This window comes from Bacillus sp. FSL M7-0003 (genome assembly GCF_038628485.1).
Classification (GTDB): Bacteria; Bacillota; Bacilli; order Bacillales; family Bacillaceae; genus Bacillus; species Bacillus safensis.
Genome location: NZ_CP152024.1, coordinates 2,882,116 through 2,908,287, shown reverse-complemented (window position 1 = coordinate 2,908,287; position 26,172 = coordinate 2,882,116). Strand labels below are relative to the sequence as shown.

Annotated in this window: 29 protein-coding genes and 1 pseudogene; 22 read left to right on the top strand and 8 right to left on the bottom strand. The window is 42.1% G+C overall.

Annotated features, from left to right (window positions below; translation table 11 throughout):
- Positions 1–20: 20 nt before the first annotated feature.
- Complete coding sequence (yunB, locus tag MHI23_RS15035) at positions 21–791, top strand: sporulation protein YunB (RefSeq protein ID WP_024423371.1); 771 nt, start codon at positions 21–23, stop codon at positions 789–791.
- Between the two features lie 26 nt (positions 792–817).
- Here the strand turns inward: yunB and MHI23_RS15030 are convergent, their stop codons facing one another.
- Positions 818–1,762, bottom strand: coding sequence for a M23 family metallopeptidase (locus MHI23_RS15030; RefSeq protein ID WP_229137106.1), 945 nt, complete (start codon positions 1,760–1,762; stop codon positions 818–820).
- Between the two features lie 325 nt (positions 1,763–2,087).
- On the opposite strand from MHI23_RS15030, the gene lipA reads away from it, so the two are divergent.
- The gene (gene lipA, locus MHI23_RS15025) at positions 2,088–2,984 is read left to right on the top strand and encodes a lipoyl synthase (protein WP_008360456.1); all 897 of its coding nucleotides are present in this window, start codon (positions 2,088–2,090) and stop codon (positions 2,982–2,984) included.
- Positions 2,985–3,023: 39 nt separating this feature from the next.
- On the opposite strand, the gene MHI23_RS15020 is transcribed toward lipA, so the two are convergent.
- Positions 3,024–3,659, bottom strand: coding sequence for a YhcN/YlaJ family sporulation lipoprotein (locus tag MHI23_RS15020; RefSeq protein WP_277722837.1), 636 nt, complete (start codon positions 3,657–3,659; stop codon positions 3,024–3,026).
- Positions 3,660–3,779: 120 nt separating this feature from the next.
- On the opposite strand from MHI23_RS15020, the gene MHI23_RS15015 reads away from it, so the two are divergent.
- From MHI23_RS15015 to MHI23_RS15005, 3 genes are read left to right on the top strand one after another with little or no spacing between them, the layout of a single operon-like run.
- The gene (locus MHI23_RS15015) at positions 3,780–4,055 is read left to right on the top strand and encodes a YutD family protein (RefSeq protein WP_024423368.1); all 276 of its coding nucleotides are present in this window, start codon (positions 3,780–3,782) and stop codon (positions 4,053–4,055) included.
- 19 nt (positions 4,056–4,074) lie between these two features.
- Positions 4,075–4,509, top strand: a complete 435-nt coding sequence (locus tag MHI23_RS15010; protein WP_024425977.1) for a DUF86 domain-containing protein — start codon at positions 4,075–4,077, stop codon at positions 4,507–4,509.
- A gap of 18 nt (positions 4,510–4,527) precedes the next feature.
- The gene (locus MHI23_RS15005) at positions 4,528–5,301 is read left to right on the top strand and encodes a TIGR01457 family HAD-type hydrolase (protein ID WP_117590494.1); all 774 of its coding nucleotides are present in this window, start codon (positions 4,528–4,530) and stop codon (positions 5,299–5,301) included.
- Between the two features lie 39 nt (positions 5,302–5,340).
- Here MHI23_RS15005 and MHI23_RS15000 read toward each other — a convergent pair whose 3' ends face one another.
- Entirely contained in the window at positions 5,341–5,841 is a 501-nt protein-coding gene (locus tag MHI23_RS15000) for a phosphatidylglycerophosphatase A (RefSeq protein WP_025094161.1), read from the bottom strand.
- A gap of 132 nt (positions 5,842–5,973) precedes the next feature.
- Between MHI23_RS15000 and yutH the strand changes: the two genes are divergently transcribed.
- From yutH to MHI23_RS14970, 6 genes are all read left to right on the top strand, one after another.
- Positions 5,974–6,996, top strand: coding sequence for a spore coat putative kinase YutH (gene yutH / locus MHI23_RS14995; protein ID WP_056765874.1), 1,023 nt, complete (start codon positions 5,974–5,976; stop codon positions 6,994–6,996).
- 74 nt (positions 6,997–7,070) lie between these two features.
- Positions 7,071–8,039, top strand: coding sequence for a D-glycerate dehydrogenase (locus tag MHI23_RS14990; protein WP_342492050.1), 969 nt, complete (start codon positions 7,071–7,073; stop codon positions 8,037–8,039).
- A gap of 223 nt (positions 8,040–8,262) precedes the next feature.
- Positions 8,263–9,564 (top strand): homoserine dehydrogenase, encoded by a 1,302-nt coding sequence (locus tag MHI23_RS14985; protein WP_024423362.1) that lies wholly within the window; start codon positions 8,263–8,265, stop codon positions 9,562–9,564.
- The gene (gene thrC / locus MHI23_RS14980; protein ID WP_024423361.1) at positions 9,564–10,625 is read left to right on the top strand and encodes a threonine synthase; all 1,062 of its coding nucleotides are present in this window, start codon (positions 9,564–9,566) and stop codon (positions 10,623–10,625) included. Before MHI23_RS14985 ends, thrC begins: the two co-directional genes overlap by 1 nt.
- Positions 10,622–11,554, top strand: a complete 933-nt coding sequence (thrB, locus tag MHI23_RS14975) for a homoserine kinase (protein WP_024423360.1) — start codon at positions 10,622–10,624, stop codon at positions 11,552–11,554. The genes thrC and thrB overlap by 4 nt, the downstream gene beginning before the upstream one ends.
- A 101-nt stretch (positions 11,555–11,655) precedes the next feature.
- Entirely contained in the window at positions 11,656–13,626 is a 1,971-nt protein-coding gene (locus MHI23_RS14970; protein WP_149126312.1) for a S9 family peptidase, read from the top strand.
- 227 nt (positions 13,627–13,853) lie between these two features.
- Here the strand turns inward: MHI23_RS14970 and MHI23_RS14965 are convergent.
- Positions 13,854–14,153, bottom strand: a pseudogene (locus tag MHI23_RS14965) (NifU family protein).
- Between the two features lie 121 nt (positions 14,154–14,274).
- Between MHI23_RS14965 and MHI23_RS14960 the strand changes: the two are divergent.
- Together MHI23_RS14960 and MHI23_RS14955 are read left to right on the top strand one after the other, a co-directional pair.
- Positions 14,275–14,604, top strand: a complete 330-nt coding sequence (locus MHI23_RS14960) for a YuzD family protein (protein ID WP_034282615.1) — start codon at positions 14,275–14,277, stop codon at positions 14,602–14,604.
- Positions 14,605–14,704: 100 nt separating this feature from the next.
- The gene (locus tag MHI23_RS14955) at positions 14,705–14,935 is read left to right on the top strand and encodes a hypothetical protein (protein ID WP_041107660.1); all 231 of its coding nucleotides are present in this window, start codon (positions 14,705–14,707) and stop codon (positions 14,933–14,935) included.
- Between the two features lie 50 nt (positions 14,936–14,985).
- On the opposite strand, the gene MHI23_RS14950 is transcribed toward MHI23_RS14955, so the two are convergent.
- Positions 14,986–16,053: an NAD(P)/FAD-dependent oxidoreductase gene (locus tag MHI23_RS14950; protein ID WP_041107658.1), complete on the bottom strand. Its 1,068-nt coding sequence runs from the start codon at positions 16,051–16,053 to the stop codon at positions 14,986–14,988.
- Between the two features lie 255 nt (positions 16,054–16,308).
- Between MHI23_RS14950 and MHI23_RS14945 the strand changes: the two genes are divergently transcribed.
- The 3 genes from MHI23_RS14945 to MHI23_RS14935 all read left to right on the top strand — a co-directional run bounded on the left by MHI23_RS14945 (position 16,309) and on the right by MHI23_RS14935 (position 18,106).
- Positions 16,309–16,545 carry a YuzB family protein gene (locus MHI23_RS14945; protein ID WP_008346813.1) on the top strand — a complete coding sequence of 79 codons (237 nt, stop codon included), beginning with the start codon at positions 16,309–16,311 and terminating at the stop codon, positions 16,543–16,545.
- Between the two features lie 270 nt (positions 16,546–16,815).
- Complete coding sequence (gene dapF, locus MHI23_RS14940) at positions 16,816–17,670, top strand: diaminopimelate epimerase (RefSeq protein WP_176967242.1); 855 nt, start codon at positions 16,816–16,818, stop codon at positions 17,668–17,670.
- Positions 17,671–17,743: 73 nt separating this feature from the next.
- Entirely contained in the window at positions 17,744–18,106 is a 363-nt protein-coding gene (locus tag MHI23_RS14935; RefSeq protein WP_024423354.1) for an iron-sulfur cluster assembly accessory protein, read from the top strand.
- 296 nt (positions 18,107–18,402) lie between these two features.
- On the opposite strand, the gene MHI23_RS14930 is transcribed toward MHI23_RS14935, so the two are convergent.
- Positions 18,403–19,170, bottom strand: a complete 768-nt coding sequence (locus MHI23_RS14930; RefSeq protein WP_342492049.1) for a MerR family transcriptional regulator — start codon at positions 19,168–19,170, stop codon at positions 18,403–18,405.
- 239 nt (positions 19,171–19,409) lie between these two features.
- Between MHI23_RS14930 and MHI23_RS14925 the strand changes: the two genes are divergently transcribed.
- Positions 19,410–19,616 carry a hypothetical protein gene (locus MHI23_RS14925; protein ID WP_024425965.1) on the top strand — a complete coding sequence of 69 codons (207 nt, stop codon included), beginning with the start codon at positions 19,410–19,412 and terminating at the stop codon, positions 19,614–19,616.
- A gap of 46 nt (positions 19,617–19,662) precedes the next feature.
- Here the strand turns inward: MHI23_RS14925 and yumC are convergent, their stop codons facing one another.
- The gene (gene yumC / locus MHI23_RS14920; RefSeq protein ID WP_034282604.1) at positions 19,663–20,661 is read right to left on the bottom strand and encodes a ferredoxin--NADP reductase 2; all 999 of its coding nucleotides are present in this window, start codon (positions 20,659–20,661) and stop codon (positions 19,663–19,665) included.
- Between the two features lie 391 nt (positions 20,662–21,052).
- On the opposite strand from yumC, the gene MHI23_RS14915 reads away from it, so the two are divergent.
- From MHI23_RS14915 to MHI23_RS14900, 4 genes are all read left to right on the top strand, one after another.
- A complete protein-coding gene (locus MHI23_RS14915) occupies positions 21,053–22,270 on the top strand; it encodes an NAD(P)/FAD-dependent oxidoreductase (protein WP_024423350.1) in 1,218 nt (405 codons plus the stop codon).
- A gap of 135 nt (positions 22,271–22,405) precedes the next feature.
- Entirely contained in the window at positions 22,406–22,531 is a 126-nt protein-coding gene (locus tag MHI23_RS14910; RefSeq protein ID WP_157834354.1) for a YuiA family protein, read from the top strand.
- A gap of 81 nt (positions 22,532–22,612) precedes the next feature.
- On the top strand, positions 22,613–22,933 hold the full coding sequence (locus MHI23_RS14905) for a YuiB family protein (protein WP_024423349.1): 321 nt from the start codon (positions 22,613–22,615) through the stop codon (positions 22,931–22,933).
- Positions 22,934–23,032: 99 nt separating this feature from the next.
- Positions 23,033–23,677 (top strand): 3D domain-containing protein, encoded by a 645-nt coding sequence (locus MHI23_RS14900; RefSeq protein WP_163114991.1) that lies wholly within the window; start codon positions 23,033–23,035, stop codon positions 23,675–23,677.
- Positions 23,678–23,717: 40 nt separating this feature from the next.
- On the opposite strand, the gene MHI23_RS14895 is transcribed toward MHI23_RS14900, so the two are convergent.
- A complete protein-coding gene (locus MHI23_RS14895; protein WP_024423347.1) occupies positions 23,718–24,194 on the bottom strand; it encodes a divergent PAP2 family protein in 477 nt (158 codons plus the stop codon).
- Between the two features lie 324 nt (positions 24,195–24,518).
- On the opposite strand from MHI23_RS14895, the gene MHI23_RS14890 reads away from it, so the two are divergent.
- Positions 24,519–26,009, top strand: coding sequence for a leucyl aminopeptidase (locus MHI23_RS14890; protein ID WP_076839930.1), 1,491 nt, complete (start codon positions 24,519–24,521; stop codon positions 26,007–26,009).
- Positions 26,010–26,172 lie beyond the last annotated feature (163 nt).

The window sequence follows — 26,172 nt, the reverse complement described above, 5'->3', positions numbered from 1 at the left end:
GGAGAAGGGGGGATTTTTTATTGAGAATGAACCGCCGTTATCGCCCCTACAAGAAGGGCCCTTTGCCATTTCGTTACGTCATGCTGCTTGCGATTTTATTCTTTGTGCTCTCAACCGTAATTAGTTTATTTTTTATCAACCGATCCATTAAACCTACCCTTATTCATATTGCTGAACTAGAAACAGAGCGCATCGCCAATCACCTCATACAATATTCAGTTCAAGACTTTGCAGACGATCAGGAGAATATGAAGGATATGGTGGTCATGAATACAAGTGAGAACGGAAAAGTGACGACCATCGATTTTAATGCGCAAGCAACATCGAAAGCAATGGCTGACCTCTCGCGTCATCTTCAAAAAAATTTAGAGGACATTGAAAAGGGGAACTTTCAAAAAGAGGCAAAAGAAGCATTAAAGGATCAAACAGATGGACATGACGGCATTATATATAACATTCCGCTTGGGCAAGCATCCGGAAATGCACTCATTGCCAACCTCGGACCCAAAGTGCCTGTACGCTTTAGTGTGATTGGTGATCCGCATACGGACGTTGAAAAAAATATTAAGCCTTATGGCATCAACAATGCCTTGATTGATATTAGTGTTTTGATCGAGGTCAAGGTAAGAGTCATTATCCCATTTGCTTCTGAAACAATCGTAGTGAAAAACTCTGTTCCTGTCTCCATCCAAGCCGTTCAAGGAGACGTGCCAGATTATTATAATGGCAGCGGAACAAACTCAGGTGCTCCATCAATTGTTCTTCCAGAAAAAAAGAAGAAAAAAGAATAACAGCCCAACAATGATTGGGCTGTTCTTTACTTTCGTTTCCGTTCAGCTCTTTCCCACGCCCTCAAATGAGGGTATGGGTCAAATGACCATTCCGTTCTGCCGTTATCTTTGTACATGCCATAGTGAAGATGCGGCGGAAACTTTCCTGCAGTGCCTGGAGGACCGTAACCGGAGCTTCCGACAGATCCAATCACCTGGCCAGGTTCAACAATTTGACCTGTCTTGAGTCCTTTCGCAAAGCCATTTAAGTGAGCAAAGTAATGATAATGATTATGAATATCTCGAATGCCTATCCGCCAGCCGCCAAAGCGGTTCCAGCCTTTCATTTCAATCACGCCATACGATGTCGCACGAACGGGAAGTCCATAATGGGCAAATAAATCGGTTCCCTCATGAATTCTCCTCCCTCCAAACCCTCTCGCATCTCCCCATGTACTTCGGTAGCTGTAGTCAGCTCCAACCGGAAGAGGAAAAGCATGTTTTCCAAGATCAAGATGGCCGTAGTGCTTATATAGCTTCATAAAAGATGAAATGATTCCAACGGTTTGATCACGTCCATAATAGTCCCATAAGCCAATTTTTAATTGATCAATGCTGCTGCCGTAGTGAAGCAAGTATTGTGCAAAAGTGAATAATACATCCTCATCGTCATCGCTGCTTGCTTTGCCATCCCCATTCCCATCAAGACCAATTCCATCAAACACTTTAATGCTTAAAGGAGAGGTATCCTGTTTATTCGGGTTTTCTGGTCCAATCCACATTTCCCGGGGAATGTAGATGCCAATGACGCCTTTTTGTTTCGGTAAATCTCTTCTGCTTTTTCGAATATTGTGTTCATACTGATCAACTGCAGCAAGTACATACCATGGAACCTGTGTTGTGATGGAGACTTTTTCATATAGGGCCATTCTTTGCTTCAATTCATCTGGCTGTTTGCCCGTCCCTTTTGCATGAACAGGTAAAGGGAGCATTGAAAGAGCAATCATGATGGCTAAAACCACTTTCACAAACGTCCATCTCCTTTCATCGAGCATCATCTTCTACCGTTTAGTGTGGTTAGAACACTCTATTTCATAAGAAGAAAATGTTAGTAATTTTCTTCTGTTTTTTAGGAGGCTTTTGGGTATTTTTGCAGCTCATTCCCTTGTTGTTCAATCTGTACTATGTTAAAGTGTCTAAAGAAAAGGCTTTAGGCCGAAGATTCAATTTTTTGCAGCTTCTTGGCTGCATCCATCGTATATAGCAGGAAGATTTTTGTAGATGCACCTTTAACGAATTCATATGGAGATGATGGAATTGGCAAAGAAGGAAGAGCACGTAAGAAAACCGGACTGGCTTAAAATTAAGCTGAATACGAATGAAAACTATACCGGTTTGAAGAAAATGATGCGGGAAAACAACCTGCATACCGTTTGTGAGGAAGCAAAATGTCCGAATATTCATGAATGCTGGGCAGTGAGAAGAACCGCTACATTTATGATCCTTGGATCTGTTTGTACGCGCGCATGCCGTTTCTGTGCGGTGAAAACTGGACTTCCAACTGAGCTTGACCTGCAAGAGCCAGAACGCGTGGCAGATTCAGTAGCCTTAATGAACTTAAAGCACGCTGTTATAACAGCGGTTGCAAGGGATGATCAAAAGGATGGCGGCGCAGGTGTGTTCGCTGAAACCGTTCGTGCGATTAGAAGAAAAAGCCCATTCACGACCATTGAAGTTCTCCCTTCAGACATGGGCGGTAATTATGATAACTTGAAGACGTTAATGGACACTCGTCCTGACATTTTAAATCACAACATTGAAACAGTTCGCAGATTAACGCCAAGAGTTCGTGCGCGTGCTACATATGATCGTTCATTAGAATTCTTGCGTCGTGCAAAAGAAATGCAGCCCGATATTCCAACAAAATCAAGCATTATGATTGGACTTGGTGAAACGAAGGAAGAAATCATTGAAGTCATGGATGATCTTCTTGCCAATAACGTGGATATTATGGCGATTGGCCAGTACTTACAGCCTTCGAAAAAGCATTTGAAAGTTCAAAAATACTACCATCCGGATGAGTTTGCAGAGCTGAAGGAAATTGCGATGTCAAAAGGCTTTAGCCACTGTGAAGCTGGGCCGCTTGTGCGCTCTTCCTACCATGCAGATGAACAAGTAAACGAAGCGTCTAAAAAGCGTCAGGCGCAAGCGTAACAAAGAAAACGCCAGAGCTCTCTGGCGTTTTTTCTCGTATTAATTTTGGCCGTAAGGGGCGTTTCTTCTCATCGTACGGTCGGAATTCGTCGTCCCATTTGCATCTTCTTGATTCGATATGTTCCCGCCTTGAGGGGAATACTTCATTTGCTGAATTGTTTTGGTTAAAATTTGGTCAAAATCACGTGAATTGGTTTGAAGACGTGAAAAATTGGCAATGGATTGAAAGTGCTCTGGATTATCAGAGACGTATACATGATAATAACGAGGGAGAACAGAAACTGCCGTTTTCTTTACTTGATCGGCAGATTCATCACGGTTTTTGTTTCCTGTTCGATACACGATGAGTGCATCCTCATCTGTCACAAGTGTGGCTGCATCTTTGATGTTTGGCAGCTGCACCGTTAGACTTGTAATCACGTGGGCAAGATGCTCACGATTTAAAGAAGGGGTTCTTTCTTTCTGATCCGTTACTTGCTGGCGCTGGTAACGAACATATCCTGCTCTGTTTGTATCTGCTTCTGGCATATTGGAATTATTTCCTTCATGACGATCCGACAGACGGATGGTTTTACTTGAAGAATCTTCATCCACTTGCCGGTTCATACCTGATTGAAAGCCGCACCCGCCTAAAAGCATGCTGAGGAGAATCGCGGCAGTCAGTTGTTTCTTCATAAATGTGACCTCCTTTTTCCTTTAGCTTCGGCTAAATCGGAAAAAACATGCTTTAGCAATTGATGGAGTTCTTCCAATGAATTATCATTAAAGATGGATCGTTTAAAAAGAGGTGAGAAGATGATCGTCGTTCAGAATGCTACCTTTGATCTTGTAAGAGATATCAAAGACGGCTTTAATGAAGAAGCGTTTAAAGCAAGGTACTCAGATATTTTAAATAAGTATGATTATATTGTGGGGGACTGGGGCTATAATCAGCTCAGGCTGAAAGGGTTCTTTGATGACCAAAACCAAAAGGCCACATTTGATACTAAAATCAGCACACTCGATGAATACATTTATGAATACTGTAATTTTGGCTGTGCCTATTTTGTCTTAAAGCGAATTAGAAAATAACGCAAAGGGGAGCGTCATAATGTATTTCGTAGACAGGAAAAAGATTGAAGAGACATTACGTTTTTTCGAGGAGCAATATGAGTTGATGCAGAGTCATCAAACATGGACAAGTCCTCTAGAGAAAAAAGCGCTGGAACGAATTGTTCATTTGCTCGTCGAATGTATTCTTGATACCGGAAATGACATGATTGATGGCTTTATTATGCGTGACCCAGGAAGCTATGATGACATCATGGATATACTTGTTGATGAAAAGGTTGTACCAGAAGGAGAAGGGAGTCAGCTGAAAAAGCTTGTCTCATCCCGCAAAACACTTGTGCAGCAATATCAGGAAGTAAATCATCATGACTTATTGCAGGTGATCAGCGAAGTAGAGCAGGCGCTAGAGGTCTTTCCAAGCCGCATCCGTACCTACTTGGAACAGGAGCTTGGCCCAGTATCAGCGTTTAAATAAACCATTGGAGTTGTGAGCATCATGAAATACAAAGGCTATTTAATTGATTTAGACGGGACAATGTATAAAGGAACAGAAAAGATCGAAGAAGCAGGTCAATTTGTTCAAAAGTTAAATGAGTTGGACATCCCTTACTTGTTTGTCACGAATAACTCATCACGTACGCCAAAGCAGGTAGCGGAAAAACTCGTTTCATTTGATATCCCAGCAACAGAAGAACAAGTTTTTACAACAAGTATGGCGACGGCTAATTATATTGCTGAGCAAAAGAAAGATGCGTCAGTTTACGTGATCGGTGAAGAAGGAATCAAGCAGGCGATTGAAGAAAAAGGGCTGACGTTTGGTCAGGAAGACGCTGATTTCGTTGTTGTTGGAATTGATCGTGGCATTACATATGAAAAATTAGCAGTAGGTGCGATTGCCATCCGTCAAGGCGCACAATTTGTCTCAACAAATGGGGATATTGCCATTCCAACAGAAAGAGGGCTTTTGCCAGGGAACGGCTCGTTAACATCTGTACTGACCGTGACGACAACGGTTCAGCCGACATTTATTGGAAAACCGGAATCCATTATTATGGAACAAGCGATGCGTGTACTTGGGACAGATGTGTCTGAGACGCTCATGGTGGGGGATAACTATGATACGGATATTATGGCAGGAATGAATGCAGGAATGGACACATTACTCGTCCATACAGGTGTGACAACAAAAGAGCTGCTTCAGAAGTACGAAAAGCAGCCAACCTATGTCATTGATTCATTATCCGAGTGGATTGAGCGATTATCATAAAAAAAGAGGACAAGCGTTACGCGCGCGTCCTCTTTTTCTTTATTCCGCATTTCTTGCACTATGTGCCAGCCTGCTTGATGCGGCTGCAGCAATAGCGCCGACAATGTCATCTAAAAAGGTGTGGCATTCGCCCGTGGATTTATCGTTGAGTTTCCCGAGAATTCCTGGTTTTTCTTTATCGATATATCCGTAATTCGTAAAGCCGATCGAACCATAAATATTGACGATAGCAAAGGATAAAATTTCATCAACGCCATACAGGCTCTCGTCCGTTTCAAGTATTGATTGAAGCGGCTCAGTCAGCTTCTTTTGCTCGGCGAGTACGTCTAATTCAACACCCGTTAATATCGCATTCTGGACTTCACGTTTTGCGATGACACGCTCCACATTGTGGATGCACTCTGTCATGTCTAAGCCAGGATGATATTTTTCCTGTAAAAAGTAGACAAGGTCTGCTATATCTTGAATGGTTACGCCTCGTTCTTGTAAACGGCGTCTTGCTGTTTTTTCTACTTCGTTCATCTCATGATGATGCGGCATGTATTCCTCACCCAATCCTCGTAATTTGTCCACGACGTGTAAAAAGCTTCGGATAGTAAATAGTATTCATAAATTCCTCAACCTGCGACTACGATATGATAAGAGATTGATCATAGGAACGCAGGTGAAAACATGAAAGAAACCATTTATCACACATTTGGTATTGATGTTCGTCAATTTACGCCATATGGCAGTTATCAGAGCTTTCAAACGGCGGAGGCTCTCTTCCTCATTGTTCCTGTGTCTCATTTGCGAGAAGAAGAACTCTCGGAGTTGTATCATATCAGTCAGTATTTACTGAATGCTGGAGACCCATACGTCGCTGTGTTTGAATTAACAAATGAAGAGAAACCCACCTTTACTCATGGGAAGGAGCAGTATGCTTTATTAAAAGCAGCGCCTCCGCTCTCAAGCCGCTCGTTTCAGCAAGCGTCAGAGCTGGCATCCTTCCATGTCAGGGGAAGAGGATTTCCATATGAAGTATCCGAAACAAAACGTGTCGGTGCCTGGAAGGAATTATGGGCAAAACGATTAGATCAGCTCGAAGGCTTTTGGATGCAGCAAATGCATCAAAAACCGCTGGAACGGTTTGAACAAAAATTCATTGAATCGTTTCCGTATTATCTTGGATTAACGGAGAATGCCATTCAATATTTAGTCGATACTGAACTTGATGATGAACCGAAAGAAGGTGACTCAGGCACTGTCTGTCATCAGCGCTTTTCACGTATGACATGGCCGCATGAGCAGCCGCTTCGTTTACCTGTGGATTGGGTCTTTGATCATCCAACCCGTGATATTGCTGAATACTTAAGAGAGACCTTTGTACAGCATAAGGAAGATTTAATTGAAGAGGGCTTTTCCTTTCTTCAGCAATATGAACAGGTGACACCTCTTTCCTCCTTTTCAAAGCGTTTGTTATACAGCCGCCTGCTGTTCCCGCTTCATTATTTTGAAATTGTGGAAGGCTACTACATGTCGGGAGAAAATGAAAAAGCATATTATGAAGAGCGGTTAGATTACGTCTTAAATGATGCCAATCGTTATGAATACTTTCTGAAGGTCTTTCAAGAAATGAGTGCCATGCGAAGCGGCGGGAGCCCCATTCCGGCTATTGGCTGGATTCAGCCTGCAACTGATTTGAAGTTTCAGTGAACAGACGAAACGTCTCTTTTCTCTTGAGACGTTTTTCGTTATGCTTAAAGAAATCGATAAAAGGAGTGTTCTTCTTGACGAAACCTTACGTCTATATCACAAGAAAACTGGATGAAGCATCACTTACACCATTAAAAGAAGTCGCTCATGTTGAGATGTGGCCAAGAGAGGATGAGCCGTGTCCAAGAGAAGAGTTAGAAACACAAGCTGCTAAAGCGGATGCGCTTCTCACCATGCTGTCAGATCAAATAGATGAGCCGCTTTTATCAAAGGCTCCGAATATCAAGGTGGTTGCAAACCTTGCTGTTGGCTATGACAATATTGATCTTGAAGCAGCCAAAAAGCATGGAATCACCGTATGTCATACACCAGACGTCTTAACAGAATCGACGGCGGATTTAGCCTTTGCTCTTCTGATGGCGTCAGCTAGACGCATTGTTGAGGCGAGTGATTGGATCAAGGATGGAAACTGGACAGGCTGGGGGCCACTTCTTCTTGCCGGTGCTGATGTTCATCACAAAACACTCGGGATTGTCGGAATGGGCAGCATTGGAACAGCACTAGCCAAGCGGGCCAAAGGCTTTAATATGAATGTCCTTTATCATAATCGTTCAAGAAAACCCGAAGCAGAAGCGCAGCTTGGCGTGACCTATGCGGCTTTTGAGGAACTGCTCAAGCAGTCTGATTTCATCGTCTGTCTGACTCCGTTAACCCCGGAAACGAAAGACATGTTTAATGAAAAAGCATTTGATCTGATGAAGAACTCTGCTTATTTCATTAACGTATCAAGAGGACAGACTGTAAATGAGGATGCTTTATACGAAGCTGTCACAACAGGAAAAATTGCCGGCGCTGGTCTGGATGTATTTAGACAGGAACCTGTCAGCCCGTCTCATCCGTTAACGACATTACCTAACGTCACAGTCCTTCCTCATATTGGAAGTTCTAGTGTTGAAACAAGAAAAACGATGATGCGTTTATGTGCTGAAAATATTGCGCTTGTCTTACAAGACGAGCCAGCCAAAACGCCGGTTCGTTTATAATATAAGGCTTCCCGGTGTTCGGGAGCTTTTCTAACAAAAATATTTTGAAAATATAGAATCTTGATATAAATAGCTGTTAAGCGGTTTCATTCTGACAATCTCTTATTTTATTACCTTGTCAAAATGAGGATACCCCTTTATAATGTGTGTACATTGAATGTCTGTGTAAGGTTAACAAATGTCTTTTTAGAGAGGACATTTACGGAGAAAGGTGGAATTTCAGGTGAAGGCAATTCGAGTTGGGCTATTAGGATTAGGAACAGTGGGAAGCGGTGTCGTAAAAATTATCCAAGACCATCAGGATAAATTAATGCACCAAATCGGCTGTCCGGTATTAATACAAAAAGTGCTTGTGAGCAATCCCGATAAAAAAAGAGATGTGGATGTCGCAAGAGAGGTCTTCACAACTGAAGTATACGATGTGATTAGAGATCCAGAGGTCGATGTCATCATTGAAGTGATGGGCGGCATTGAAGAGACAAAACAATATTTAATAGATGCGTTAAATGAGAAGAAGCATGTCATTACAGCCAATAAAGATTTAATGGCGCTTTACGGTACGGAGCTTTTACATGTAGCGAAAGAAAATAGCTGCGATCTTTATTATGAAGCAAGTGTTGCCGGAGGAATTCCGATTCTGCGCACACTGGAGGAAGGCCTGGCCTCTGACCGAATCACTAAGATGATGGGGATTGTGAACGGTACAACGAATTTTATTTTAACGAAAATGAATGTCGATAAAAGCGCATATGAGGATGTCTTAAAAGAAGCACAGGATCTAGGCTTTGCAGAAGCAGATCCGACAGCTGATGTAGAAGGACTGGATGCAGCAAGGAAAATGGCGATTCTTGCAAGACTCGGCTTTTCTATGAATGTAGATTTAGAGGATGTAAAGGTGAAAGGTATTTCTGATATCTCTGATGAGGATATTAATTTCAGTAAGCGGTTTGGCTATACAATGAAGCTGATCGGCATTGCACAGAGGGACGGAGAGAAAGTAGAGGTCAGCGTTCAGCCAACCTTACTTCCTGATCATCATCCATTATCATCCGTCAACAATGAATTTAATGCGGTGTATGTCTACGGAAGTGCTGTAGGAGAAACGATGTTTTACGGACCTGGAGCAGGAAGTCTGCCGACAGCAACAGCTGTTGTATCAGACTTAGTGGCAGTGATGAAAAACATGCGCCTTGGCGTGAACGGAAGCGGATTTATCGCACCGCAGTTTGAGAAGAAGATCAAATCCTCATCAGAAATATTTGCTCAGCAATTTTTAAGAATTCATGTTAGAGATCAAGTCGGGGCATTCTCCCGCATTACATCTATTTTTTCTGAAAGAGGGATCAGCTTTGAAAAGATCCTTCAGCTTCCTGTGAAAGGACATGATGAGCTGGCTGAAATTGTGATCATTACACATCAGACTTCAGAAGAAGATTTCTCAAATATCCTGCAAAAATTAAACGACCTCGACGTGGTGGTTCAAGTGAAGAGCACGTACCGAGTAGAAGGGAACGGTTTAAGCTGATGAAATGGAATGGACTCATTGAAGAATTTCAAGAATTCTTACCAGTAAACGAATCTACACCTAAACTAACATTAAATGAAGGGAATACACCGCTGATCCATCTCGCCAAGCTTTCAGAAAAGCTGGGAATCGAGCTTCATGTGAAAACAGAAGGCGTTAATCCAACAGGTTCTTTCAAGGATCGAGGAATGGTCATGGCTGTTGCAAAGGCTAAAGAAGAAGGCAACGATACAATCATGTGCGCCTCAACAGGGAATACCTCTGCAGCAGCAGCGGCTTATGCAGCCCGTGCGGATATGAAATGTATTGTCATCATTCCAGACGGGAAAATTGCCTTCGGTAAGCTTGCACAGGCCGTCATGTACGGAGCAGAGATCATTGCCATTGACGGTAACTTTGATGATGCACTGAAAATCGTTCGCAGCATCTGTGAAAAAGCACCGATTGCCCTTGTTAACTCTGTCAATCCTTATCGAATTGAAGGACAAAAGACAGCAGCATTTGAAATCTGTGAGCAGCTAGGCTCTGCCCCGGACGTACTGGCGATTCCTGTTGGTAATGCCGGGAACATCACGGCCTACTGGAAAGGCTTCAAGGAATATCACGAGAAAAAAGGAACTGGACTGCCTGTCATGCGTGGTTTTGAAGCAGAAGGTGCAGCGGCAATCGTTCGAAATGAAGTGATTGAGCAGCCAGAAACAGTGGCAACGGCTATCCGTATCGGAAATCCAGCGAGCTGGAAACAAGCTGTGGCAGCCGCAGATGAATCAAATGGAAAGATTGATGAAGTAACAGATGAGGAAATTCTTCATGCGTATCAATTGATTGCACGTGAAGAAGGTGTGTTTGCAGAGCCGGGCTCATGTGCGTCAATTGCCGGCGTGTTAAAGCAGGTGAAATCTGGTGAAATCAAGCCAGGCAGTAAAGTTGTTGCGGTACTAACAGGCAACGGCCTGAAAGATCCAAATACGGCTATTGATATTTCACAAATCAAGCCGGTCACTCTCGATGCAGATGAAGATCAAATTCTTGAACACTTAGAAAAGGCCGCACGCGTATGAGTGAAGCCTCCATGCTTTTTTCAATCACAGTACCGGGAAGCACTGCCAATTTAGGACCAGGCTTTGATTCAGTTGGAATGGCGCTCAGCCGCTATTTAAAGCTATCGGTCTATGACCATGATAGCTGGCTGTTTGAAGCAGAAACAGATGTCGTGTCTGGGATTCCATCAGGCACCGACAACCTGATTTATCAAACAGCCAAAAAGGTCGCAGATGACTTTGGAAAAACACTCCCGCCTGTTCATGTCAAAGTGTGGAGTGACATTCCGTTGGCACGGGGGCTTGGCAGCAGTGCTGCTGCCATCGTGGCCGCCATTGAACTCGCCAATCAGCTTCTTGAATTAAACATGACAGATGATCAGAAGCTCTTTTATGCAAGTGAGGTAGAAGGTCATCCAGATAATGCGGGTGCCTCTTTATTTGGTGGTTTACTGATTGGTCTCCATGAAGAAGACAAAACACATGCCGTTAAAGTGCAGCATGTGGATGTAGATGTCGTCGTGGTGATTCCTTTTTATGAAGTGCTCACAAAGGATGCCCGTGATGTCCTGCCAGAGGATTTCTCCTATAAACATGCTGTCAGTGCGAGTGCTGTGAGCAACGTCCTTGTAGCCGCCTTAATGACGCAAAACTGGCCGCTTGTGGGAGAAATGATGAATAAGGATTTATTTCATCAGCCTTACCGCACAATGCTCGTGCCAGAGCTGTCGAAGGTAGAGCATGTCGCTTCGCTCAAAGGAGCGTATGGAACGGCTTTGAGCGGTGCTGGACCGACGATCCTCACCTTAGTGGAAAAAGGGAAGGGAGAAGCGCTGAAAGAGCAGCTAGCCCAAAATTTCCCGCATTGCGAAGTTGATTTACTGACGGTGCCAGTAGAAGGTGTTGTCGTGCAGCATCATCCTGTTAATCAAGTAAAGAACGTGCTGTGAATCTGCACGTTCTTTTTTATGCTTGTTTTTATGGGAAGAAGCAGGGATTATTATTTAGAGGATCGAACTATTTTTTAAGCATAAAAGGGGGAGATACGTTCATGAAGAAATTGATGACGGCAGAAGATTTAACGAAGATTGTTTCTGTTTCCCATCCGGTTTATTCACCAGATGGAAAAAAGGCAGTTTTTACAAAAGTCACTGTGAATGAGAAAAAAGACGATTACAACATCCACTTATGGGTTCGAGATGAAGAGACAGAGGAGCTGGCACAATGGACATTTGAGGATGGAAAGCATCATCAGCCAGTTTGGTCAAAAGACGGCAGGCAGCTTGCTTTTATTTTACAAAAGCCAAAGGAAGTCCCTCAGCTGGCGCTCATGAAGAGCGAAGGAGGCGGCGTGCGAACCTTAACGACGATTCCTTACGGAGTATCTCATCCTGTCTTTTCTCCAGATGGTGCTTTTCTTTATGCGGCTGTGTCATTGAAACAATCAGAATCTGTTCATGATGAAAAAAAGGAAGAGCAAGATGACTTTGCTCCAGCGGTATATGATGATTTGACCTATAAAGCAGATGGAAGAGGCTTTTTAGATGGGCGTGTCACGCAGATCGTGAAGGTAGATATCGATTCAGGAGAGATAGAGCCTGTCACGAGCGAGCAGGTTCATCATATGAATCATACGATTTCTCCTTGCGGCAAATGGCTTGCCTTTATTCAATTAAATCCACAGATACCTTACATAAGTGACGTGTGTCTTCTGTCATTAGAAGATGGTCAGACAAAAAAGATCACACAAGCAAACGGCGCTTATTCCACCGTATCTTTTTCTCCAAATGGAGAGAGTCTTTTGTATATTGGACATGAGCGCGAATTTCAAAATGCCACCTTCCCATCACTATGGCTGTATGATCTGAAGGAAGAAAAGACGGTTCAACTGTCAGAAATGCTGGATATGTATGTTGGGAACTGTATGGCAGGAGATAGCGTGATGGGAGAGGTCTATCAGCTTCCGCAGTGGACAAAGGACAGCCAAGGGTTTTATGCGCTTGTTTCTGATCAAGGCAGTACAGGAATTTATTATTTCTCTATTGAAGGTTTAGCCTATCCTGTTCGACTAGAGGCGGAACATATCACCAATTTCAGCCTTCATCCAAATGAATCCAAATTGCTGCTCAGCCGGCTTTCACCTGTCTCACCAAGTGAGCTGTATGAGATGACATTAGGGGAGACAGAACTAAAGCAAATCACATTCGAGCATCATGATTTTCTAAAGGAGCATATCGTATCGGAACCTGAACCATTTTCTTTTCAGTCAAAAGATGGAGACGAGGTGCATGGCTGGTTTATGAAGCCTTCCAAGATGGAAGAGGGAAAGAAATATCCGCTCATTCTAGAGGTTCATGGCGGACCGCATGCCATGTATGGTTATACGTATTTTCATGAATTTCAAATGCTCGCTTCTGAAGGCTACGCCATCGTGTATATCAACCCGCATGGCAGTCATGGGTATGGACAGATGTTTACTGACCGTGTGAGAGGAAACTATGGTGACGTTGATTATGACGATGTCATGCAGGCTGTTGATCATGTGCTCAAAGCCTATGATTTCCTTGATGAAACAAGGCTTGGCGTGACAGGCGGCAGCTATGGCGGTTTTATGACCAACTGGATTGTTGGTCAAACCGACCGCTTCCGTGCAGCTGTCACACAGCGTTCCATTTCAAACTGGATTAGCTTTTATGGCATCAGTGATATCGGTTATTTCTTTACAAGGTGGCAGATTGATGGGGATATTTATGATTCTGTCGATAAGCTATGGGATCGTTCGCCATTAAAATATGTGAAGCAGGTGAACACGCCGCTGCTCATCTTGCACAGTGATGAAGATTATCGCTGCCCAGTTGATCAAGCAGAGCAGCTTTTTGTGGCATTGAAGGAGCTTGGGAAAGACACAAGATTGGTCAAATTCCCGAAGGCATCTCATGATTTATCCAGAAGCGGCCACCCGGGGCAGCGTATTCAAAGACTGACTTTTATAAAGGAATGGTTTAGAGAAAAGCTAGCCTAATAAAAAACGACCCAAATCGGGCCGCTTCAGCGTGCTGACAAACCCTCGCATTCGGTGTCAGTCCTGCGTGCGGTGCTCACGAATAGAAAATTCGCTCCGCACCAGTACTCGTCCTTCCTAGACTTCAAGGGTTTTCATATCACGCAGAAAAGAAGACAAAGGGCTAAAGCCTTTTTCAATCATGAAAAAAACGACCCAAATCGGGTCGTTTTCATGTCATATATGAATTAGAAAACCTGTTCAACTTCTACAACGCCAGGCACTTCTTCTAATAATGCGCGCTCAATACCGGCTTTCAATGTAATGGTTGAACTTGGGCAGCTGCCGCATGCACCAAGAAGACGTAATTTTACAATGCCATCTTCAATGTCTACAAGCTCACAGTCTCCACCATCACGTAATAGAAATGGACGAAGTTTGTCCAGTACTTCCTGTACTTGGTCTTTCATTTCGACTTCAGTCATTAGATATAATCGCTCCTTTCACAACATATCACCATTATATTCATCTGGACGATAAAAATCTATTGATTGGTTTCAAAGTTTCCTTCTCATTATAGCACAATCTCATCTTGAAACAAAAAGTGATTTTGACTTTTTTCATCCATAAAATTCAGCTAAAATGAAGAAAGAATAGGGGGCTTGTCAAATGAACAAAACCGTCGATCTTTATGTATATGGAAGAGATGTCTTGTGCGCTAGCTGCGTGAATCTGCCTTCTTCAAAAGATACGTTTGAATGGTTAGATGCAGCATTAAAACGAAAATATCCGAATCAGCCATTTCGCATCACATATATTGATATTGAGCACCCGCCAGAAAATGAACAACAAAAGGAATTGTCTGAACGAATTCTTGATGATGAATTCTTTTATCCGCTTGTTTTAGTAGAGGATCAAATCGTTGGAGAGGGCAATCCGAAATTAAAAGACATTTATCAAGAAATGGAGAAGTACGGGTACAAGGAGAGCAGTGAATAAGCTGTTCTTTTTTTGAGAAATATAAACGAACAAGTGTTCCTTTTCGGGTTGAAAAAGAACGTTTGTTCGTTTATAATGAAATGAAAGGAGTGTGAGCATCATGAATTATTTACTAAAACAATCTCTTCATCAGCAAATACCGATTGAGATGATTTATATGAAGAAAAATGGAGACTGCACAAAGAGAAAAATCATTGTACACCGTCAAACGGATCAGCTTATCCAAGCGTATTGTTTATCGAAGAAAACGATGAGAACCTTTCGTAAAGACTGCATTCTTGCTCTTGCTCCGATCAAATGGACCAACTCATCGGCACATGCCGTTTCATAGAAAAAAGCTCCCTCGTCACGAAGGAGCTTTGAGAAAAAATTCACATGATTTTAGCCATTGTGATGCTTGTACATCCAAAGGAGTCCAGATTTCAGGAGTCTTGGCACCCGTCCAACAAGTGGACGATCAGCCACTAAGCCAAAGCCGGCTTTTTTCCCTAAAGAACCTAAAACACCTTTTAGCTTAAACTGTGGATAAGCCTCAGGAAGCGGCTCATTTTTCCAGCGTTTTTGCAGAGATTGGACAATTTGTTCTGCCTGCGCCTCAGCAAGCTGTGCACTTGGGGCATGAGGCAGACTTGCGCAGTCACCTACAACATATACATGCTCATCCCCAGGGAGATTGTGATGAGGAGTTAATACGACGCGGCCTTGTGCGTCTTTTTCAACATCCATCTCTCGCACCACTTTGCTTGGCTGTATTCCTGCTGTCCAGACGATGACATCAGCTTCAATCGCGTTATCATGGTTATAAACAAGACCTTCTTCAACCTTTGTAATATTGGCACAGTTAATGATCTTTACGTCATTTTCTTCAAACCACTTTTGCACATACAAACTTAATCTTTTTGGGAAGCTTGATAGAATCAGCTCTCCGCGGTCAAAAAGAATAATGTTTAAATCAGCACGGCTTTCTCTTAGTTCACTGGCCAGCTCTACCCCGCTAAGTCCAGCACCGACGATGCCAACCGTTGCACCTGCGCTCAAATTGTTTAATTTGTTATACGCATGTCTTGACTGATCAATGGTTTGAATGCTGTATGTATGTTCTTTCGCACCAGGGACATTATGATACTTGTCCTCGCAGCCGAGTCCAATCACCGTATCATCATACGGGATCGGTTCACGGTCGCTGAATAAGATCTGTTTGTTTTCAATATCAATTTTTTCTACTTCCCCGTATTGAATATCCAGCTTCGGATGCTCTGGAAAAGATACTCGAATGTGATGATCAGAGATCGTTCCAGCAGCAAGTGCATAATATTCTGTTTTTAAACAGTGGTAAGGATTTCGATCAATTAATGTGATAGTGACATCATCAGGTAATTGATTTGGCAATAAGCGGTGGAGAACCCGCATATTCCCGTAACCTCCGCCGATCAAGACTAAATTTTTCATGACGATTCTCCTTTTCCCCGTAGACATTGAAAAACACTTATACTAAAAAACTTTAAGTTAAAATACCAAATAAAATTATATCGAATTTACTGTGAAACCACAATAATTGTTTCAAAATAACCTACATATTCATCAGTTAGTCCTAAATAGTAAAACATTTTATGAGGAATAGGCGTAACGATATAGGCGAAGCTCATATTTTGACTAATACAAGGAATTTCGGTAGGATGGTAAGGCAATGTGAGGTGAAGCACAGTGTTTCCACTGATCGAATTTTGTGTAAGTAATCTTGCACAAGGGTCTCAAGAAGCAAAAGAGAAGCTTGAAAAAGACCCAAACCTAGACGTAATGGAATACGGCTGTTTAAGCTATTGCGGCAAATGTATGGACTCCCCATTTGCACTTGTGAATGGAGAATTTGTTTCAGGAGAAAATGCAGAGCAGCTAGTCGAGCGTATTTATGCTTTTATAGAGGAAAACGACATGTTTTAAATGCACCACATGGGTCATGAGGTGCATTTTTTTCACATTTTCAGCTTCCATTTTTAAGGAGAATCAATAGAAAGCGCATCCAATATGTTATGCTAATAAAATATCATCAATATGAAGCATCACACGAGAGAAAAAGAGGCATATGCATAATAAAAGCCCTTTGCCATGGCAGCAAAGAGCTTCTATGTATGAAAAACGGGGGATGATAAGATTGTCTCCTGAATCGACTCCTTTTATACTATAAAGAAACAACATTTTTGGAGGAAGCTCATGACATCATTTCAATTCACGAAAATGCACGGATTAGGAAATAATTATATTTACGTCAATCAGATGAAGGAACAGCTTCCAGAAGAGGAGCTATCAGAGATAGCGATCCGCGTTTCTTCTGTTTATACAGGAATCGGTTCTGACGGGATGATTCTTATTTGCCCATCAGATGTTGCACCTGTGAAGATGCGCATTTTCAACAATGATGGATCTGAGGGCAAAAACTGTGGTAATGGGCTGCGCTGCGTTGCAAAGTATGTGTATGAGCATCAAATTGTGACGGACACAACGTTCCAGATTGAGACATTGTCAGGACTCGTTGAAGCGACCGTTCACGCTCAGGATGGTCACGTTCAGCTAGTCACAGTAGATATGGGAAAACCACGTTTTGAAAAAGAAGCAATGCCGATGCTTGGTGAACCGGCTAGCACAACGGTTAATGAGCCACTTGATTTTGGCACTGCGAAATTAAATGGAACGGCCGTTTCGATGGGAAACCCGCACATCGTTTTTTATTTAGAGGACATTGAAAAAGCGCCGCTTCATACACTTGGGCCGATCATCGAAAAACACGACATGTTCCCAGAAGGCGTCAATGTAGAATTTGTTGAAGTTGTCAGTGAAACAGAACTGCATTTTCGCGTGTGGGAAAGAGGTTCAGGAATTACCCAGGCCTGCGGAACTGGGGCCTGTGCTGCTGCTGTATCCACAATTATGAATGGTCAGGCAAAAAAAGAAACAGACATGACTGTTCATTTAGCAGGCGGAGACCTCATCATTCGCTGGAAAGACAATGACCACGTGCTCATGACAGGACCTGCTGAAACGATTTGTGACGGCACATTTTATCTCTAAACCATTTATTTGAGAAAAGGCATCATCACGTTTATAATTGAAAAGAAACATCCAGTCAAAAGGAGGGATGATCATGAGTACACCAGTAACCATTACAGAAGCTGCTGCACTGCAGATTAAAGATATGATGAAAGAGCATGAAGAAGAAAATGCGTTCCTTCGAGTGGGCGTAAAAGGCGGCGGCTGCAGCGGTCTCTCATACGGCATGGGCTTTGACCATGAAGTCTCAGAGAAAGACACGCAGTTCGAACAGCACGGCATCAATGTCCTTGTCGATTCCGAAAGCCTTGATATCATGAACGGAACCATCATTGATTTCAAACAATCACTCATGGGCGGCGGTTTCACGATTGACAATCCAAACGCCATCGCGTCATGCGGGTGCGGTTCTTCTTTCAGAACAGCAACGAATACCGGTACGCCGGAAGAGTGTTAAGGGTTAAAACGATTCATTCTGTAAAACCATTTGTATAATGAAGACCTCCTCATATTAATCATTTTCTTGAGGAGGTTTTTTGTGTTGTTTTTAAAGATGCAAAAAAAGGACATGACTTCATCACTCAGCACGTCCTCTTTATAAAGATATTTAATTAGAAAAAAGCTCGCAGTTTCTTAGTATTTCCTCTGTTCATCTTCCACATCTTTTCAAAAGGTTTCATCATGGTGTGTCGGAAAAAATGCTCTTGATTGTGTTTGGTTGAGAATAACGTTTCGTATTAATCGATTGTATTCTCAATCATCATTTTCAAAGCTGTCCCCTCTTTTATGAAGAGTAGTAAAGACTTTCATCGCTTCGCTCATAAATGATGCCAAGCCCTCACCATAACGATCTATATTCTTTGTGAAACGTTCATCTTGAATATAGAGTTGGCCTAAACCGTAAAAAGCATCAAGAGAGTAATAACTGAAGTTTTCGTTTAAAAAGTCGTACCATTGTTTGATGACGATTTGCACCTCTTTGGATTTAGGGGAATGGCTGCGAAGAGAGGCTAGTTTGTTAAATATACTATCCCAGCTATCGGATAATTCAATTTGTTCATCTTTAGACAAATGATTTAGTTTTGAGCTGACTTCATCAACAGCTTGATTTCCCCAACGGTGACGAGCTTCTTCTTCATATTGACTAAATTTCATATTCATATTTTCAAACCTTTCTTTATAGGTGTATTGAGTTTCTCCCGTTAAATGCTGTAGCGTTTTATCAATATTTCCGATCATTTTATCGAGATTATTTCGTTTCTCTATTAACATTTTTCTTTGTAGCATAAATGCTTCTTTCTTGTTAAATGAAGGATTGTGCATCATTTTGTGAATTTCCTTCAATGGAAATCCAAGTTCCCTGAAAAATAGTATTTGCTGCAATGTTTCAAGGTTTTCTTCTGAATAAAGTCGATAACGATTTTCTGTGACTTCACTTGGGGTCAATAAACCAATCTTGTCGTAATGATGAAGTGTACGAATGCTAATACCAAATAATTCAGCTACTTCTTTTACTTTCATTTCAATTCACCTCTCTTGATATCCACTATAAAATATGACGTTGCGTTAGGGTCAATCATCTTTTTAAAAAGTTATATCATTGTTGATCTTGTTTGAAGCAGCGAATTCAAGGAGCTATGTTTTTTTTCGCAAATCGCTCAATTTTGTTACAGCTGGCCCGAACAACTGGCTATTTCCACTCGAAAAGAGTATCATGAGAACCAAACATAAACTGTAGTGAGAAAAGAGGTTGCTGAGGTTTGAGTGAACAAATCAATTGCAGGAACTGTCATGAACTGATTCCGTATCGTTCCAAAACGTGTCCGTCTTGCGGGATTGAGAAGCCGCTTCCGAAAAAGGAACGTGTGAAGGATCGGGTGATTTTGGTTGTGGCAGGGATTGTTGTGGTGCTGCTTGCTGCAATGGTACTTGGAATGGCAAATGCCTATATTGGGATTTTTAAATAAACGAAAAAGGAGTTCCGCGAGTGGGAACTCCTTTTTTGATCCGTTCTTATTTGTTTTCAAATAAGCTTGTGGAATGGAGAGGCTGTACACGGGCTTTCGGGTCCATGTAAGCTTTCGCATTGTTGACAGCAGTTGGTGCTTCACCAAATCCGCTTGCAATCAATTTGACTTTTCCTTCATACGTACAGATGTCTCCTGCCGCATAGAAGCCTTCAATGTTTGTTTCCATTGTAGATTTCACCACGATGGAGTTCTTTTCGATTTCAAGACCCCATTGTTTGATTGGTCCAAGGGAGGAAACAAAACCGAAGTTGACGATCACGTCGTCCACATCAAGCACTTGTTTTTTGTCGCCTTTGACTTCTTCGAGCACGATTTGTTCAATGCGGTCTTCACCAATGAGCTCAGTTGGTACAAATGGTGTCAGTACATTGACTTTCGAGTTGTGCAGGTTTTCTACACTGTGCTCATGCGCGCGGAATTTATCGCGGCGGTGAATAATGGATACTTCTTTTGCGATTGGTTCAAGCATAAGTGCCCAGTCCACCGCAGAGTCTCCGCCGCCAAGAACGGCCACACGTCTGCCGGCAAATTGGTTCAAGTCATTAATGAAGTAATGCAGGTTGCTTCCTTCAAATGATTCTGCTGCATCTAGCTCAAGCTTTCTCGGTTGGAATGCACCGTTACCAGCTGTGATGATAATTGTTTTAGAATAATGAATCTCTTGATTTGTCACAAGTTTAAAGATCCCATCTGCCTGCTTTTCAACCGTTTCAACTGCCTGCTCTAAGCAAATGGTTTGATCAAATTTATCCATTTGTTCCTTTAAGTTATCAACTAATTCTTGTGCGCGGATTTTTGGAAATCCAGCCACATCATAAATATATTTTTCAGGGTAAAGAGCGGATAGTTGACCGCCGAGCTGAGGAAGGCTTTCAATGATTTTCACACTTGCCTGTCTCATGCCTCCGTAAAACGCAGTAAACAATCCAACTGGGCCGCCCCCGATAACGGTAATGTCATATACCTTAGAATCTTCTTGCATTCCTTTAATCCTCCCAAATGAAAATTGTTATCACTATATCATATCATACCACATATCGTCGTTTGACTTGTTTTGAAAAACTTGTCGTTTTTTGATGCTGAAGCTTTGAAAAGGAGGAAAAAGTGAGAAAGACCGTTTATCATAAGGATTTTCAGTTTAAAGCCTTGAAAATTGGAGCAGAACTCGCTATTATTGTTAAGGGAACTAAATATTAATTTTTTATGAATTTTTGTCGGATACGGTCAAATGCTTTCGTTTTATGTAGGTGAAAGTTCAGATTTTCACATACTTATTTTTTTGTTTAAATTTCATAAAATGCCGCAAAGCGGTTGAGAATAACGATATGTAATTCTTTATCCGTTTTACAGCAAATTTAAAAAAGGTGGATGTGATTCCAGTGAATAAACCGAAAATCGTTGTATTAGGTGCAGGTTATGGCGGATTAATGACTGTAACAAGATTAACAAAACAGCTTGGCACAAATGATGCGGACATTACTCTTGTGAACAAGCATAATTATCATTACGAAACAACATGGCTTCATGAAGCAAGTGCAGGTACACTTCATCATGACCGCTGTCGTTATCAAATCAAAGATGTGATTAACAGTTCCCGTGTCAACTTTGTACAAGCAACAGTTGAAAGCATTGATAAGGAAGCAAAGAAAGTTGTGACATCAGATGGCGAACTTTCTTATGACTACCTTGTTGTTGCACTTGGTGCTGTTCCTGAAACATTTGGTATTGCAGGACTGAAAGAATACGCATTCTCAATCTCTAACATTAACTCTGCTCGTCAGCTTCGTGAGCACATTGAGCTTCAATTTGCAACGTATAATACGGATGCTGAAAAACGTCCAGAGCGATTGACGATCGTTGTCGGCGGCGCAGGATTCACAGGTATTGAGTTCCTTGGTGAGCTTGGAAACCGTGTGCCTGAGCTTTGCAAAGAGTATGACATTGATCAAAAAGACGTGCGTATCATCTGTGTAGAAGCTGCGCCAACAGCTCTTCCTGGATTCGATCCAGAATTGATCGACTATGCGATGAACTACCTTCAAGGTAAAGGTGTTGAGTTCAAAATCGGTACAGCGATCAAAGAATGTACGCCTGAGGGGATCATTGTTGGAAAAGACGATGATACAGAAGAAATCAAAGCTGCAACTGTTGTTTGGGCTGCAGGTGTACGCGGTAACCCAATCGTTGAAGAAGCTGGTTTTGAAAACATGCGCGGCCGCGTAAAAGTTTCTCCAGATCTTCGTGTACCAGAAAATGATGATGTCTTCATCATTGGTGACTGTTCATTGATTATCAATGAAGAAATCAACCGTCCATACCCACCAACTGCACAAATCGCTATGCAGCAAGGTGAAACAGTAGCGAAAAACCTTGCAGCACTAGTAAAAGGCGGTTCTCTTGAAAGCTTTAAGCCAGACATCAAAGGAACAGTTGCTTCTCTTGGTGAACACGACGCTGTAGGTGTTGCGTTTGGTAAAAAACTTCAAGGAACAAAAGCTTCTGCAATGAAGAAAATCATCGACAACCGTTCTTTATTCATGGTTGGCGGACCAGGACTTGTTCTGAAAAAAGGAAAATTCAAGTTCTTCTAAACCATCATAGACAAAAACGTGTATCCTCGTGATACACGTTTTTTTATAAGTTGTGGTATATTTTCTCACTTGGTCATTGGCAGTAAAATATGTTATGATGAATTATCAGAAAATTTAGATTAAGGAGTGAGCAATATGAATGCACAAACAAAGGAAAAAACATCAATCTGTCAATATTGTTCAGGAAAAGGGTATTTTCAGCTATTGCTCGGCGGATCTGAAACGTGTGAGGAATGTAAAGGGACAGGAAAGAAGCGTTAATCGATCTGCTTTTTCCATTGATTGACTTCATCTCTATTTCCAAGTTAAACTAATGATGGGATATTTGGGGGTGGAGATGAAGTGATCAGTTTACCAGTCGTTATCATTTCAGTTATTTTATTTTTCGTGTTATTCTTCGGCATTGGCTTTTTGCTCAATATGCTGCTGAGAATGTCATGGATTATGGCTATTTTATATCCAATTGTATGCCTTTTCATTATCAACAATCAAAAGATGATCGCTTATGTAAGAGAGCCTGGCACCGCTTTTTCAGGAATAGGAGACCGGATCGTCTCACTCGCTGCGGCAGATATCATCATCTTATTAAGCGGCCTGATCGGTGCAATCACATCAGGTTTTGTCATTAATGCACTACGAAAAAGAGGGTATCAAATGTTTTAACTCACTTGTGGACACGCAAGTGGGTTTTTTTGTTTCTCCTTTGCATAGTTTCCATTTTGTTTGGAAACAAATAGATGGGTAGAGGAGTGACAAATAGAGATGAAAACATGGATGAAACGATTGTTCATGACCGCCCTATTCATGCTTGCACTTTTGACAAGCTTTACGGGCATATCTGGAGTCGAACCAAGTGATTTAGCTGTATGGGTGAAAGAGACCGATGCGGGCAAGCAAGTATCTTCTTTTTTTCAGCAGCAAAAAAGGGAAACGATCGCACTCAAAAGTGAAGATTCGCGGGCTGTTTCTCTCGAAGAAGCGTTTAATTGGAACGATTACCCGAAACAGAAAGTTGTTGCAACCGGCTATACAGCAGGTGTGGAATCAACAGGCAAAACGAAGGAACATCATGCATATGGCATTACATATTCAGGCGTCAAAGTGAAACGTGATTTATACTCAACAGTGGCAGCCGATCCATCTGTTTTTCCAATTGGAACGGTGCTGTTTATCCCAAACTATGGCTACGGTGTGGTTGCAGATACCGGGAAAGCCATTAAAGGTCATAAGCTTGATTTATACTATGAAACCGTTGATGATGTGTATAGAGAATGGGGTAAAAAAGTGCTCGATGTGTATATCATCAAAAAGGGTGAAGGGACGTTAACGGAAAAAGACTTAAATCAGCTTAATGAAGCAGAATCGATGCAAGTATTCCGTCAGCAGTTTCAAGCCAATAAAGAATAAAAAAGCTTTGGGCCGTTTAAGGTCCAAAGCTTTTTCGCTTCTACATGAAGTAATAATCTAAGATGAGTGTCAGCAAGATCCCTGTTAAGCCGCCGAAGAAGACTTCAATCGGCTTATGACCAAGAAGCTCTTTTAATTTCTTTTGCTTTTCTTTTTCTTCCGCATTCGGGAAATTCTTTGCTTCGGAAACAAATCGGTTAAAATCTGTTACGAGCTTGTTGAGAACAGTCGCCTGTTCTCCTGCCTGTCTGCGAACGCCTGTCGCATCAAACATCGTAATAATGGCAAAGATGGCGGAAATGGCAAAGATAGATGTATCTAGCCCGTGCTCTAAAGCCACTGCTGTTGAGAGTGCTGTTACTGCTGCGGAGTGTGAACTTGGCATTCCGCCTGTGCTTGTAATGAGCGACCAATCTAGTCGTCTAGAAATGATAAATTGAATCGGTACTTTTACAAATTGAGCAAAAAAGATGGCTGCAAGGCTGGCAAGCAGCGGAAAATTCGTCAGTACGCTCATGAACAAGAAACATCCTCTCTTTAAGAAAAAATATCGTGCGAAATGATGGACTAAAAATCCTAGTATGATGAAAAAATGATAGCAGTAAAAAATGCTGCCAAGTCCATGTTCATTATAACATTAAAGAAAGTAGATGTGGAACGAGGAGAACAAGGACAGGCTGCACAGGTTTTCGCCGCTTTTTCATGATGCCCTTCCGCGTGTGAAAATATAAATGTTCATCAAGTAAAGACAGACTGGCAATGATCGTATAGGCACGCAAATTTTGATATAATAGAAGTTCCAATGTGAAAAATGGAGTTCATTAAGGAGCGTGTGATAAATATGTTTTTCTCGACAAATGAATTGCAGCATAAAGATACACTGGCGATCGGACTTTTTCAAAAGAGCCAATTATCAGGAAAAGCAAAAGAAATGGATGAATTACTTGAAGGAAGAATCACTGAATTATTAAAAGAAGGCGACATTTCTTCCAAACGAAATCAGCTTACGAAGTTTTTCCCATCCCCTGAAACAGGCATCAAACGCATTTATTTTGTCGGGCTTGGGAAGGAATCAGATTACACGTTTGAAGAGGCAAAAGAAGTGTTTGCCCATTTATTCAAAAAGCTTCATCAAGATAAAAAGCAAGCGGTTTCTGTCTTGCTGGATACGTTTATTGGAAAGGATCTGCCTGCTCAAGATGCGGCCCATGCCCTTTCTGAAAGCTGCCTTTTAGCTACATATGAATTACAGGATTTTAAACATAAAACAAATGAACCGGATCGCTTCATCGAGTTTGTTTATGCTACGACGGATCATGATACAGCTGAAATTCAGGCGAGTTTGAAAGTCGGCGAAGTGTACGGACAGTCAGTCAATTCGGCCCGTACCCTTGTGAATATGCCGCCGAATATGCTCACATCCTCTGATCTGGCTTCGTATGCGGCAGAGCTTGCATATAAATACGAATTTGAGATTGAAATCTTAGATAAAGAACAAATGGAAGAGCTCGGAATGGGCGGTATTTTAGCCGTCAATAGAGGCTCAACAGAACCGCCAAAACTCATCGTATTGAAATATCAAGGCAAGGAAGAATGGACAGACGTCATCGGTCTTGTCGGTAAAGGCATCACGTATGATACCGGCGGCTATTCTTTAAAGCCAAGAGCGAGTATGGTTGGCATGAAAACAGATATGGGCGGCTCAGCCTCTGTTTTAGGCGCAATGGAAATCATCGGCGAACTTCGTCCAGAGCAAAATGTCATTGCGGTCATTGCCTCAACCGATAATATGATTTCAGCAGACGCTATGAAGCCGGATGATGTCATCGTGTCACTAAGCGGTAAAACAATCGAAGTGCTTAATACGGATGCAGAAGGCCGTCTTGTTTTAGCAGATGGGGTGACATATGCGAAGCAGCACGGTGCCTCTGTCCTTGTAGATGTGGCCACATTAACAGGCGGTGTCATTGTGGCGCTTGGAAATGAGACAACAGGCGCGATGACCAATAACGATGAGCTGTACGCTCAGTTTAAAGAAGCATCAGAAGAATGCGGTGAAATGATCTGGCAGCTGCCCATCACGGAAAAAGATAAGAAACGAGTACGAAACAGCAAAATGGCGGATCTCAATAACTCACCAGGCCGTGATGGTCATGCGATTATGGCAGGTGCTTTCATTGGAGAATTCGCAGAAGATACGCCTTGGGTTCATTTAGATATTGCAGGAACTGCAACAACAGAAAAACCTTCATGCTTTGGACCAACAGGGGCAACAGGAGTAATGGTGAGATCACTCGCAACATTTGTGGAACGATTTGAAGGAACAAAATAAAGGGGAAGGCTCTGCCGAGTGGCAGGGCTTCAGATTGTTGACAAAGAGCTAAAATGAACTTTATTTTAGCTCTTTGTCTTTTTCTTTTCAGCGTGATAGAAAACCTTTGAAGTCTAGGAAGGACGAGTACTGGAGCGGAGCGAATTTGACATTCGTGAGCACC